Origin of the sequence: Brevibacillus sp. M2.1A (assembly GCF_013284355.2) — a bacterium.
Classification (GTDB): domain Bacteria; phylum Bacillota; class Bacilli; order Brevibacillales; family Brevibacillaceae; genus Brevibacillus.
On sequence record NZ_JABSUY020000001.1, the window covers coordinates 2,255,216 to 2,268,565 of the forward strand.

At 49.6% G+C, this 13,350-nt stretch carries 11 protein-coding genes; 9 read left to right on the forward strand and 2 right to left on the reverse strand.

What is annotated here, in order from left to right:
- Positions 1-218 precede the first annotated feature (218 nt).
- The 5 genes from ilvB to leuB all read left to right on the forward strand — a co-directional run bounded on the left by ilvB (position 219) and on the right by leuB (position 6,312).
- Positions 219-1,955, forward strand: a complete 1,737-nt coding sequence (ilvB, locus tag HP567_RS11085; protein WP_173608654.1) for a biosynthetic-type acetolactate synthase large subunit — start codon at positions 219-221, stop codon at positions 1,953-1,955.
- Position 1,956: 1 nt separating this feature from the next.
- Complete coding sequence (gene ilvN / locus HP567_RS11090) at positions 1,957-2,463, forward strand: acetolactate synthase small subunit (RefSeq protein WP_047070968.1); 507 nt, start codon at positions 1,957-1,959, stop codon at positions 2,461-2,463.
- Positions 2,464-2,519: 56 nt separating this feature from the next.
- Complete coding sequence (gene ilvC / locus HP567_RS11095; RefSeq protein WP_088906547.1) at positions 2,520-3,542, forward strand: ketol-acid reductoisomerase; 1,023 nt, start codon at positions 2,520-2,522, stop codon at positions 3,540-3,542.
- A 57-nt stretch (positions 3,543-3,599) separates the two neighbouring features.
- Positions 3,600-5,138 (forward strand): 2-isopropylmalate synthase, encoded by a 1,539-nt coding sequence (locus HP567_RS11100; protein WP_173608653.1) that lies wholly within the window; start codon positions 3,600-3,602, stop codon positions 5,136-5,138.
- Positions 5,139-5,217: 79 nt separating this feature from the next.
- Complete coding sequence (leuB, locus tag HP567_RS11105) at positions 5,218-6,312, forward strand: 3-isopropylmalate dehydrogenase (protein WP_173608652.1); 1,095 nt, start codon at positions 5,218-5,220, stop codon at positions 6,310-6,312.
- A 72-nt stretch (positions 6,313-6,384) separates the two neighbouring features.
- Here leuB and HP567_RS11110 read toward each other — a convergent pair whose 3' ends face one another.
- Both HP567_RS11110 and HP567_RS11115 read right to left on the reverse strand, forming a co-directional pair.
- Positions 6,385-7,731, reverse strand: a complete 1,347-nt coding sequence (locus HP567_RS11110) for a TrkH family potassium uptake protein (protein ID WP_056496231.1) — start codon at positions 7,729-7,731, stop codon at positions 6,385-6,387.
- An 88-nt stretch (positions 7,732-7,819) separates the two neighbouring features.
- A complete protein-coding gene (locus HP567_RS11115; RefSeq protein ID WP_173608651.1) occupies positions 7,820-9,262 on the reverse strand; it encodes an aminotransferase-like domain-containing protein in 1,443 nt (480 codons plus the stop codon).
- Between the two features lie 174 nt (positions 9,263-9,436).
- On the opposite strand from HP567_RS11115, the gene HP567_RS11120 reads away from it, so the two are divergent.
- The 4 genes from HP567_RS11120 to HP567_RS11135 all read left to right on the forward strand — a co-directional run bounded on the left by HP567_RS11120 (position 9,437) and on the right by HP567_RS11135 (position 13,350).
- Entirely contained in the window at positions 9,437-9,943 is a 507-nt protein-coding gene (locus HP567_RS11120; protein ID WP_173608650.1) for a MogA/MoaB family molybdenum cofactor biosynthesis protein, read from the forward strand.
- A 121-nt stretch (positions 9,944-10,064) separates the two neighbouring features.
- Positions 10,065-11,843, forward strand: a complete 1,779-nt coding sequence (locus HP567_RS11125; RefSeq protein ID WP_173608649.1) for a B12-binding domain-containing radical SAM protein — start codon at positions 10,065-10,067, stop codon at positions 11,841-11,843.
- Positions 11,844-11,883: 40 nt separating this feature from the next.
- The gene (locus tag HP567_RS11130; protein WP_173608648.1) at positions 11,884-12,555 is read left to right on the forward strand and encodes a DNA alkylation repair protein; all 672 of its coding nucleotides are present in this window, start codon (positions 11,884-11,886) and stop codon (positions 12,553-12,555) included.
- Between the two features lie 177 nt (positions 12,556-12,732).
- A complete protein-coding gene (locus HP567_RS11135; RefSeq protein ID WP_088906555.1) occupies positions 12,733-13,350 on the forward strand; it encodes a DedA family protein in 618 nt (205 codons plus the stop codon).

Consider the following 13,350-nt stretch of genomic DNA (forward strand, 5'->3'; position numbering starts at 1 on the left):
GTAGGCCAAACCGCTTAACACCCGTTAACGTGTTACAGTCCACATTTGCTGTGACTGGCTGAGATCGGCTGACCGTGAGGCGCCGATAAAGTTGGGTGGTACCGCGAACCCTTTCGCCCCAAAAGACATGGAAATAAAACCGTGTCGGGGCGAAAGGGTTTTTCTATGTGTCTATAGTTATTTTCAATACCTGTTGGAATTGGGAGGAGGAGAGATCAATGAGTGTTGAAATGGCCGAGTTGCAGAAAAAGAACGGCATTCCACCGATTCAGTTCGGGGAAGAAGTGACAGGAGCAGAAACACTGCTGCGCTGTCTGATCCTGGAGGAAGTCGAATACATTTTCGGCTATCCGGGTGGTGCGGTGCTCCCTATTTATGACTCCCTGTACGGGAGCTACTTCAAGCACATTTTGACCCGCCACGAGCAAGGTGCTATCCACGCTGCTGACGGATATGCCCGAGCGACTGGCAAACCGGGCGTATGTATCGCCACTTCTGGTCCAGGAGCAACGAACCTCGTAACGGGGATTGCAACCGCTCAGATGGACTCGGTTCCGCTGGTCTGCATCACGGGTAACGTGGCACAGTCTCTGATTGGTACCGACGCGTTCCAAGAGGCGAACATTACAGGAATTACTATCCCGATTACAAAGCACAGCTACTTTGTCCGCGACATTCGCGATCTCCCGCGGATAGTGAAGGAAGCTTTCCACATCGCGACAACCGGTCGTCCGGGCCCCGTATTGATCGACATTCCAAAAGACGTCGCCAATGCGAAGGCACCATTTACCTACCCGGATAAAGTGGAGATTCGCGGCTACCGAGCATCACTCGTACCGAGTGACGAAGAAGTACAAGAGTTTGTCAAAGCCGTTAGCGAAGCGAAGCGTCCAGTCATTTTGGCGGGCGGGGGAATCATTGCAGCTCAAGCAGAGAAAGAATTGCGCGACTTTGCTGAAAAAACACGCATTCCGGTGATCAACACCTTCATGGGATTGGGCGGTTTCCCTGGAACACACGAGCTGTCGCTGGCAATGCCAGGGATGCACGGAAATTACACAGCCAACCAAGCGCTCTTGAATGCGGATTGTGTCATTGGTCTGGGAGCACGCTTTGATGACCGGATCACGATGGGACGCACGAAGGAGTTCGCACCAAAAGCCCGTATCGTACACGTCGACATCGATCCAGCAGAGCTGGGGAAAAACGTAGACACAGCCGTCACAGTAGCGGGCGACGTGAAGAGCACGCTGGCAAAAGCAATTCCACTCGCAAAAGCTTGTGATTCGGAAGCGTGGATCAGCCAGTTAAAAGAGTGGAAAGAACAATATCCGTACAAGTACAAAAAAGATGGCGACGTATTGAAGCCACAAGCAGTCATTGAACTCTTGTACAACTCCACAGATGGGGAAGCGATTGTCACAACAGACGTTGGACAACACCAGATGTGGACAGCTCAATACTATAAGTTCAAGCACCCGCGCTCCTTTATCTCTTCCGGTGGTCTCGGCACGATGGGCTTTGGCTTCCCGGCAGCAATTGGCGCACAGATCGCTCACCCGGATCGAACGGTAATCTCCGTCGTAGGGGATGGTGGATTCCAGATGACCAACCAGGAGCTGGCAATCGTCTCCCAGTACAACATTCCGGTTAAAGTAGCGATTGTGAACAACCAGTGCTTGGGTATGGTACGTCAATGGCAGGAGCTCTTCTACGATAATCGCTACAGCCAAATCGATCTGACATGCAGCCCGGATTTTGTCAAACTGGCGGAAGCATATGGCGTAAAAGGCTTGCGAGCAAGCACGCCAGAGGAAGCAGAAGCAGTTTGGGCAGAGGCGCTTGCGCATGATGGACCAGTCGTGGTGGACTTCCGAGTTGCGCAGGAAGAAAACGTATATCCGATGGTTGCATCAGGCAACACACTAGATCAGATGGAATTGGGGGACGATTAGGATGCAGCAACATACCATTTCCGTACTCGTCAACGACCAACCAGGCGTTTTGACCAGAGTGGCGACACTGTTCGGCCAACGCGGCTTCAACATCGACAGCATTACGGTGGGGGGCACGGAAGAACAGGGGCTTTCCCGGATGATCATTACAACCGGGGGAGATGACCGCCAAATCAATCAGCTCATGAAGCAATTGCACAAGCTGATCGATGTCATCTCGGTGACGAATCTCAGTGAGAACCCTTTTGTATCACGGGAACTGGCGCTGATTAAGGTGACGGCATCGCCCAGCCAGTTGGCAGAGTTAAATGGAATTGTCGAGCCGTTCCGTGCCGCGATCGTCGATGTGGGCCCCAGCTCACTGATCGTGCAAGTAACGGGTGACACCGAAAAGATTGATGCGCTGCTCGTACTATTACAAAGCTACGGCGTTATTGAACTGACAAGAACAGGTTCAGTAGCGATGGCGCGCAGTATTGTTCCAGCAACAGCCGCAGCAACGGTTTAAATTGCCAAATTTCAGAATAAAAATTCAAACTAAACTTTTTTAGGGAGGCTACACAAATGGTAAAAATGTATTATGAAGCGGACGTAAAACAAGAGGTACTGCGTGGGAAAACAATCGCAATCATCGGTTACGGTAGCCAAGGTCATGCACAAGCACAAAACCTGCGCGACAGCGGTTATAAAGTAGTGGTGGGTCTTCGTCCAGGGAAGTCTTGGGATGTGGCAGCGAAAGACGGTTTTGAAGTTTTGACTGTAGCAGAAGCAACCAAACGCGCTGACGTGGTTCAAATCCTGATGCCAGATGAGCGCCAAGCACAAGTATATCGCGACGAGATCGCTCCAAACCTGAAATCCGGCGCTGCACTGTGCTTCTCTCACGGATTCAACATCCACTACGCGCAAATCGTGCCACCAGCTGATGTAGACGTAATCATGGCAGCTCCAAAAAGCCCGGGCCATCTGGTTCGTCGCGTATACCAAGAAGGCTTCGGCGTACCTGGTTTGATCGCCGTGTACCAAGATGCAACTGGCAACGCGAAAGATCTCGCACTCGCCTACTCCAGCGGTATCGGTTGCACAAAAGCTGGCGTAATCGAAACCTCTTTCCGTGAAGAGACAGAAACTGACCTGTTCGGTGAGCAAGCAGTATTGTGCGGTGGAGCAAGCGAGCTGGTAAAAGCAGGCTTCGATACATTGGTGGAAGCAGGTTATGCTCCTGAGATCGCCTACTTCGAGTGCTTGCATGAACTGAAGCTGATCGTTGATCTGATGTACGAGGGTGGCTTGGCTCGTATGCGCTACTCCATCAGTGACACTGCTGAGTACGGTGACTACAGCACAGGTCGTCGCATCATCACAGACGAAACGCGCAAAGAAATGAAAAAAGTACTGGCTGAAATCCAAGACGGTACATTCGCTCGCAATTGGATCTTGGAAAACCAAGCAAACCGTCCTGGCTTCACTTCCCGTCGCCGCCTGGAGTCCGAGCATGGCATCGAGGTAGTAGGGGAGCAACTGCGCAGCATGATGTCTTGGATCAACAAAGATACGAAAAAAGAAGAAGTGAAAATCGGTCAATAAATAGGTGTGTAAAAAACGCATATATAATGTAGGGAAAAATGTGGAGGTGAAAAGTTCATGCGGACCATTGAGATTTTTGATACGACACTGCGCGATGGGGAGCAGTCTCCGGGCGTCAATATTAGCACGAACGAAAAGGTGGAGATCGCCCTTCAACTCGAGAAGCTGGGCGTAAACAAAATTGAGGCGGGCTTCGCTGCTGCCTCCCCAGGTGACCAAAAGTCTGTGGCCGAAGTTGCAAAACGGGTGAAGAATGCAACCGTCGTCAGTCTGGCTCGTGCCGTAAAAGACGACATGGATAAGGCATACGAAGCGCTTCGCAACGCACAAAACGCTTCCCTCCACGTCTTTCTCGCAACATCTCCGATTCACCGTCAGTTCAAGCTGAACATGAGCAAGGAAGAAGTCCTTGCTCGGGCGGTGGAAGCGGTCACCTATGCGAAAAAGTATTTTACGGAAGTTCAGTTTTCCGCAGAGGATGCGGCGCGTACCGAGATTGACTTTTTGGCAGAGGTTGTAGAGGCAGTCATCAAGGCAGGGGCTACTACGGTAAATATTCCAGACACGGTTGGCTACATGACGCCGTATCAATACGGAAACATTTTCCGCGAGCTGAAAAAACGTGTGCCTTCTACTGATCTGATTCGCCTGAGCTGTCATTGCCACGATGACCTCGGGATGGCAGTCGCCAACAGTCTCGCTGCTGTCGAGGGTGGAGCTACGCAAGTGGAGGGCACCATCAATGGAATCGGAGAGCGCGCTGGAAATGCTGCTCTGGAAGAAGTGGCGCTTGCGTTGGAGACGCGCAAGGATTACTACCAGGCAACGACCAAGCTGAATTTGAAGGAAATCGCACGGACCAGCCAGCTGGTAAGCCGTTTGACGGGGATGATCGTGCCAGGAAATAAAGCAGTCGTGGGTGCAAATGCTTTTGCGCACGAATCCGGTATTCACCAGGATGGTGTGTTAAAAGAGGTCACTACGTACGAAATTATCCGTCCGGAATCGGTCGGCTTCAAGTCAAACAAACTGGTTCTCGGCAAGCATTCTGGCCGCCATGCCTTCAAAGAAAAGCTGGTTGATCTGGGTTATCACTTGGAGCAAGAAGAGGTAAACGCAGCGTTTGCAGCATTCAAAGTATTGTGCGACAAGAAGAAAGAAATCACGGATGACGACATCCTCGCATTAGTCGACTCCAAGATGGTTCGCGGACCTGAAGCGTTCCAGCTGGAATCCGTGCAGCTCGCATACGGCAACATTTCCGTTCCGACAGCGAGTGTCCGGCTGGTTCGTGCCGACGGATCGGTATGCGAAGAAGCTGCATGTGGAAATGGATCGGTTGATTCTATCTACAAAGCGATTGACCGCGCTACCGGAGAAGAAGTCACCCTTGTCGATTACAAAATCCTTTCTGTTACCCACGGGCAAGATGCGTTGGGTGAAGTGTTCGTACGACTTCAACAGGACGATCTGATCGTAACAGGACGCGGTGTGAGTACGGATGTGCTGGAAGCAAGCGCCATTGCCTATATACGGGCAGTCAACAAGATCATGGAGCGCCGAGGCGAGCCTACGCCTGTCAGTGCAACGATATAAAGATAGGGTCAAATGTGGATAGGATCATAGGAACCAGCAGCGTTCGGAAACCATTACGTATAGAAAAGCGGGATAAACGATGAAGAAAAATTATCGCATCGCCGTTCTTCCTGGAGACGGTATTGGACCAGAAATCATGCAGGAAGCGGTCAAAGTCCTTACACTCGTAGGGGAACTTGAAGGTGTCACTTTTACATGTGAAGAAGGCCGGATCGGTGGTATCGCAATCGATACAGATGGAACACCGTTGCCAGAAGAAACGGTAACGCTGGCAAAGCAAGCGGATGCTGTGCTCTTGGGAGCCGTTGGCGGACCGAAGTGGGACCAGAATCCTGGGCATCTTCGTCCGGAAACAGGGCTGCTGGGCATTCGCAAAGCACTCGGTTTGTTTGCAAATATTCGCCCAGCTACCATGCACAGCTCTCTGGTGGAAGCGTCCACCCTCAAGCCAGAAGTTGTTTCTGGCGTTGACTTGATCGTTGTACGTGAACTGACCGGTGGGATTTATTTCGGTGAGAAAAAACGTTATGACGGTCCGAACGGAGAAGTCGCAGAAGATCAGTGCATCTATCATGAAGCGGAAGTCGAGCGAATCATTCGAGTAGGCTTCGACATTGCGCGCAAACGCCAAAAGCGTCTCGTATCTGTAGATAAGGCAAACGTCCTCGAAAGCTCCCGCCTCTGGCGCAAGGTAGCCGAGCGAGTAGCGGCTGACTATCCAGATGTAGAGCTGTCTCACCAGTTGGTAGACTCTTGCGCGATGCAGCTCGTGCGTGATCCAAAACAGTTTGACGTCATCGTGACGGAAAACATGTTTGGCGACATCTTGAGCGATCAGGCAGCGATGCTGACTGGTTCGATTGGGATGCTGTCCTCGGCGAGTCTGGCAGCAGGCAGCTTTGGCTTGTATGAACCGGTTCATGGCTCTGCCCCTGACATTGCTGGAAAAGGCATTGCCAATCCGCTGGCAACCATTCTGTCCGTAGCGATGATGCTTCGTCTTTCTCTCGGAATGGATGAAGCGGCAGCAGCTGTGGAAAACGCAGTTTGGTCCGTGCTGGAAGCAGGGCATCGCACTGGCGATATCGCGGCAGACAGAAGCAAAGCGATTGGTACAATCGAGATGGGCCAACTGGTACGCGACGAGCTGTCCAAACAGTGGCAAAAACAATAAATCATATACAAAACGAAACCCTGCCAAAATCCTTTCGGTGCTTTGGCAGGGTTTTCTCCATTTTTATACGGCTTATCCGATGGTGATCCTCCCTTTTGGATAGCGGAAGTACTCCTTTTGTTTGCGCTGTGCGAGGGCAAAGGCAATCGTGAGGGGGCCGAGCCGACCAGCAAACATCGTTAATATGATCAGCGTTTTCCCGATCGGAGTCAGATGAGGGGTCAGTCCCATAGAGAGTCCGGTCGTAGCAAAAGCGGAAGTAACCTCGAATAGGATCATCTCAAAGCGTGCTCCTGTCTCGGTAATCGAGAGGACCATCGTCATGACAAGTACAATGAACAGGGCAATCATGGTCAGTGTCAGCGATTTGTAGACCATGTGTGGCAGGATGCGTTGCCGGAAGAAGATGACATCTTCTTTTCCTTTAATTTGGGCAATAACAGCGCCAATCAGTGTGGCAAAGGTCGTCGTCTTGATACCGCCTCCCGTCGAGCCAGGAGAAGCACCGATGAACATTAGGATAATAAGGAGGAAAAGCGACGACTGATACATATCCCCGATATTCAATGTGTTGGAACCTGCCGTACGGGGTGTAACCGATTGATAGAAGGAGCCGAGCACTTTGCCCATCATGGATAGGGGCTGCAACGTTTTGGGATTGTTGTACTCCAAAATAAAAATAAGCACTGTCCCTGCCGTAATCAAAAGACCGGTTGTTGTCAGTACGACTTTCGTATGTAATGACAAGCGGCGGTTATGACGATAATCGTAAATCTCGCTGACAACGATGAAACCAATACCGCCAAGTATGATCATCAGACAGACGACGAGATTGACGAGCGGGTCCTCCACATAGGCTGTCAAGCTGGCGAACTCGCCCATCAGGTCAAAACCAGCGTTGTTAAAGTTAGAAATCGCATGGAAAAAGCCGAAGTAGATCGCTTTTTTCAAAGGAAAGTCAAAGGCAAAACGAATAGAGAGAAGCACTCCACCTATAAACTCAGTAAGGGCAGTAAAAACCAGAATCATTTTGGCTAATCGTACGACACCTTCTATCGACATCTGATTCAGCGATTCTTGCAGGATGAGCCGTTCACGCAATGAGATTCTTTTACGCATAATCAGTGCGAAAAAGGTAGCGAACGTCATAAATCCGAGACCGCCAATTTGGATGAGCGACAAAATGACGAGTTGACCAAAGGTAGTGAAAGTCGTTCCAGTATCGACGACAACCAAGCCTGTTACACATGTAGCAGAGGTGGCTGTAAACAGAGCGTCAAGCCAATGCAGACCAACTCCATCAACTGTAGCGACCGGGAGTGTCAAAAGCAGCGCTCCCAAGAAGATAATCAAGGCAAACCCAAGAACCAGCGTTTTTGGTGGATCAAGGTGAAGCTTTTCTACGATTTTTTTAATCATAGCAGGTTATACCTCGGCTTTTTTCGAGTCTAGTGAAAAGGAAAAGAGGGGAAATCTATCTCTTAGTATGGCATTTCCCTTGGAAAACTTACCGAAGAAGAGCAGCACCCAATCGGTGAAGCCAATGTTTCAACTCTCGTTCTTCCAGTGGAGCGAGTGGGAAACGGACAGCCGGGCAGCGCAGAATATCGGCAGGCTCATCGGCTACGCGAAAAGCATGACCGCCAGTCAGCTCGAGACCTTCCTCACGCAGAATAGCGACGACTCTCTCTTCTTGTTCAGTTGCTCTTGCGGTTGGCGTGCCCCATTTGATCCACGTATTTAAGCCCCCTGAAATAGGGTACATTCGTGCATGATCAGGGAGTGCCTGGCGTTTTTCCTGCCACAGTCGCAGGAAGCGGGTCTGGAACAGAGCACGACGATCCGTTAGAAACTCTTCATAAAACCACGGATCATCGAGGAGTCGAACAGCGGATTCCACGACGAGCAAGGATGGCTCTGCTCCTGTCATGGAAACAAGCTGACTATAGCGCTCCAACTCGTCATCCGATAAATCAGAAGGAAGCATCAGTACGCCCAATTGTAGATCGCGAGCCAACGTTTTGGACAACGAATGCAGATAGTAGACCTCCACTGGGCTTTTTGCCTGCGCAGCCATCTGGTACAAAGGAACACTCGGTTCTTCAAACCAGAGGTCGCCATAATGGTCGTTTTCCACAAGACGTACGTTGTGGCTCTGCGCCCATTCGAGCAAATCTTCCTTTCGTTTCAACGAATAGCTGATACCGGTAGGAAATTGATAATGCGGGTTAATCAAAAGCCAATTCGCAGGGTAATGCTCCTGCTCTTCCGTGAGAGCTTGAATACAAACGCCTTCTTCATCCATGCGAATCGGGCGAACGGTAATTCCGCACTGGCTCAACAGTCGAAGAAATACAGGATAGCTGTACTCCTCTACATAGACGACATCACGTGCACTCATGACACGCTGCGCAAGAAAGGCGAAGCCGCTCGTGCTTCTATTGAAAAGCAGGAGGCGCTCAGGTGAGTGAGGAAGCCCCCGGCGGCCGAGGTGATCAGCAAAAACCTTGGCAGCTTGTGTACGTCTGATTTTCTTTTGGGCGGACGGTTCATCCAATACAGTCAGACTCTCATAAAAAGCACCACGCAATCGCTTCACCAGCTCTTCGCTTGGACGAGGAGAGGAATCAGCCAGGGAAGCGATCGGAATATCTGTGAGCGGGAGGCGATTTTCCAAACGCGCTTCTTTAGCAAGCTGCGTCAAGTAATAACCTTTGCCGTGCACAGCTTCCAGCCAGCCTTCCAACGCAAGATGATCGTATGCTTTTTTGACTGTCTCCAACGAGCAACCACTAATTGTTTTCATATCTCGCAGCGATATCAATTGTTGTCCATCTACAAGAAAGGCACCACGCAAAATCGCTGTTTTCAATTGTTCAGCGAGTTGTACATAGATCGGTGTGTGCGATTGTTTGTGGAAATGAAAAGAAAAATACGGTCGCTCTGGCATTCGCGCACGCCTCCTTGTCTGTCGAAAAAATAGCAGTCATCAGCATTATATAGGAAAGCGAAGCATCTCGGGTATAGGGAGTGAAGAAATTGTTTCAGGAACGACGAGGGTACTGGAAACCCGAACATGGTATCATGAGAAAAGATATATATTGAAGAAATGAGGAAAATACGGATGAGTACGCAGGAACACAAGGCGCTATCGCCCAAGCAAGTCATATGCATGGTCATTACCGTTTCCGATACCCGCACAGAGGATACAGATAAAAGCGGACAATTGATGAAGCAGCTTCTGACTGAAGCCGGTCACAGCGTAGCGCTCTATCAAATAGTAAAGGACGAGCCTGTACAGGTCATTGCTGCGATCGAAGCGGGAATTGCACATGACGACGTTCAAGTCATTCTTCTTAATGGCGGTACTGGCATTTCGCCCCGAGATAACACCTTTGAGGCTGTTTCTGGCTTACTCGATAAGGAAATGCCGGGATTTGGCGAGCTGTTTCGGATGTTGAGCTTTACCGAAGACATCGGTTCGGCTGCGATGCTCAGTCGTGCGATTGCAGGGACGCGGAAAGGGAAAATGATTTTTTCCACGCCAGGCTCGACAGGTGCGGTGCGACTGGCGATGAATCGGTTGATCGTGCCGGAGCTGGGGCATGTGGTGCGCGAATTAAACCGTTAACGATTTGCCGTTACTAGCCTCGTATGGTACTGTTACGAAAGGAAAAAGATCGGTCAGACCTGAACCATCGATTGCAGATGGTTTTTTGGTGCCGAATTTTGCAAGGAGAGTAGACCCATCCATGAAGATTTTACTATCGACCTTAAACGCCAAGTTTATTCACTCCTCACTCGCTTTGCGTTATTTGCGAAGCTATGCTCAGGAAGCATTTCCTTCGATTGAGCTGGTGGAGTATACCATCAACGATGTGACGTTAAATATAGTAGCAGATATACACAAGCGCAAGCCCGATGTCGTTGCATTTTCCTGTTATATCTGGAACATTCGCGAGACGCTCAGTGTCATGCGCACGCTGAAAAAGATTTGCCCGGATGTTCCGATTATCCTTGGCGGACCAGAAGTGACCTATGACGCGGACGAATGGATGAAGAAGCATCCTGAAATCGATGTCATCTGCATTGGTGAAGGAGAGCAGACCTTCTTGGAGCTTTTGCAGGTGTATCAGGAATCATTGCAAACCAAGCAGCCTCCACGCCTGCGAGATGTTGCCGGAATCGCTTATCGCGAAGAGGAGTACGTACGTTTTTCCATGCCGCGTGCGCAAGTTGAAGAGATGGACAGCATTCCTTCCCCTTACGCGGATCATCTGGACGAGCTGAACAACCGCGTCGTCTATTTTGAGGCATCTCGTGGCTGTCCGTTTAAATGTCAATACTGTTTGTCTTCGATTGAAGACGGCGTACGCTATTTCAGTCTCGAACGAGTAAAAGAAGATCTCATGCGTTTGATCAATCACGGCGTCAAAACGATCAAGTTCGTGGATCGAACGTTTAACATCAATAAGAAATATGCCTTGGAAATCTTTCAGTTTTTGATCGATAACCACAATGGAACGATCTTTCAATTCGAGATCACGGCAGACATTTTGCGCGCGGACGTACTCGACTTCTTGACAGAGAACGCACCTCCAGGCATTTTCCGCTTCGAGATTGGGGTTCAGTCCACGAATGATGAGACCAACCGCCTTGTTCAGCGGATTCAGCGCTTCGATCGCCTTGCGCGTACAGTGACACAGATCAAGGATTCGAAAAAAATCGATCAGCACTTGGATTTGATCGCTGGTTTGCCTGAGGAAGATTATGCGTCCTTCCGCAAAACCTTCAACGACGTGTTTGGTCTGCGCCCGGAGGAGCTTCAGCTTGGCTTTTTGAAAATGCTGCGCGGGACAGGTGTTCGTGCGCGTGCGGCTAATCATGGCTATATTTTTATGGATGAGGCTCCTTACGAAATTTTGGGAAACAACGTCCTTTCCTTTGATGACATGCAAAAAATCAAGCGTGTAGAAGACATTCTGGAAAAGTACTGGAATGCGCACCGGATGGATTATACAGTGGAATGGCTGTTGGCAAATCAATTCGAAACGGCTTTCGACTTTTTCCAGGCATTTGGCGATTATTGGGAAAGTCAAGGCTGGAGCCGTATTGGTCATCAATTAGAGGATTTGTTCGTGCGTTTGCAGAAGTTTTTGCAATTCCAGCAAGTGGAAGGAATGGACCATGTACTTAGCATGATGAAATTCGATTTCCTGCGCAACCAGAAGCATCGTCCCCGCAAGCTGTGGTGGGAGGATGTCATGGACAAGGAAGAGATGCAACAGACGTTTGCTGTGCTAACTGAGCAGCGTGAGCGACTCCGCGATGATTTTGCGGCACATGCAGCATTGGAAAAAGATTATTTCAAACACACGCTGACTGCCAAGGTGACCTTTGACATTGAAAAATGGATGGAGACCGGTGAGCTTGTAGAGGGAGATTTTATACTCGTCGTGTATTATCCGTACAAAGATGAAGAGCAAAATGCTTTTGCTGTCGTCAAGCAGGATGTCCAAGTAGCAGGCTAAATGACCGGATGAGCAGATGGGATGGGAGGAGGAGACGCAGATGAATGCAAGCACGTATACGGAGGCTGTCGAGGAACGGTTGCGTGCACATGGTGATTCGACTGTGGCTGGCCCCATGGCGCAGTACATGAAAAATCATTTTTCTTTTCTGGGGATCAAATCACCACAGCGCAAAGAACTGACCAAACAAATCTTTCGTGATTATGGCGTACCCGAAAATTGGGAGCAGGTCGTTCGTTCCTTGTGGGATTTGCCAGCGCGAGAGTACCAGTATGTAGCGCTTGACGTACTCGAGAAGTCCAAAAAGCGTCTCACCCCTGACCATCTCCCGTTCGTTGTCGAACTCATTACGACAAAATCGTGGTGGGATACCGTAGATTATTTGGCTTCCCATACAACAGGCAAATTGTTCGCCTTGCATCCCGAACTGATTGTATCGAATACGACAGCTTGGATGAATGGAACCAACATGTGGCTGCAACGTACAGCGATTTTATTTCAACTGTCGTACAAGGATAAGACAGATCAGCGGCTGCTCTTTTCCTTGGTGGAAAGAAGCTCGGATTCCAAAGACTTTTTTATTCAGAAGGCAATTGGCTGGGCGTTGAGAGAGTATGCGAAAACAAATCCCAAAGCCGTACGTGAATTTGTAGAAGCGACTCCACTTGCGAGTTTGTCCAGGCGTGAAGCGCTCAAGCATCTATCAGGATAGAGTCGCTTTCGCTTGTTGTATCTGTGCTTGATAAAATACGTACATCTATTGCAAAATAAACAAGTACCATTTTTGAGGTTCATAACGTAATACATAGAGTCAGATATCGTGCGATGCCATAGCTGCTAGTATGTCAAGAAATGACCGCACTGTGGCAAGGATAGGGGATTTTGCCTCATGGAAGTCGACCTGCTAATGTCCATCATAGAGCAATACGGCTACGTAGCGATTTTTTTCATGCTTTGGCTTGGGATTGTAGGTTTGCCGATTCCCGATGAGCTGGTTGTCGCTACAGGAGGATTTCTTGCCTCCATTGGCGTGTTAAACCCTTGGTATTCTTTTTTGGCGGGATATTTAGGGGTTGCCTCCGGATTGACGATTGGCTTTTTACTTGGAAAGTACTTTGGGAAACCGATATTGCAATGGCTGTGCAAAACCGAGAAAATGAGGAACGCGGTGAATCGATCAACGGGCTTGCTGGAGAAGTATGGAACTACTGCCCTCTGCATCAGCTACCTATTTCCGGTTGTCCGCCATGTCGTACCTTATTTGGTCGGCCTGGGCGGTATGACGTTCCGGCGATATGCGATGCTGTCATATCCGATCGGGTTGGTTTGGACCATCGCCTTTTACTTTCTCGGCCATGTATTCGGTAATAACGTGGAAGCTATTATCGAAGTCATCCGTAAATACGGTTTCTACGCTTTGCTGGTGATCGTGGTTGTATTGGCTGTGGTATTCTTTGTACGCAAGCAGTTTATGGGAAATCGGGCATATCGGGCAAAAGGAGAATAA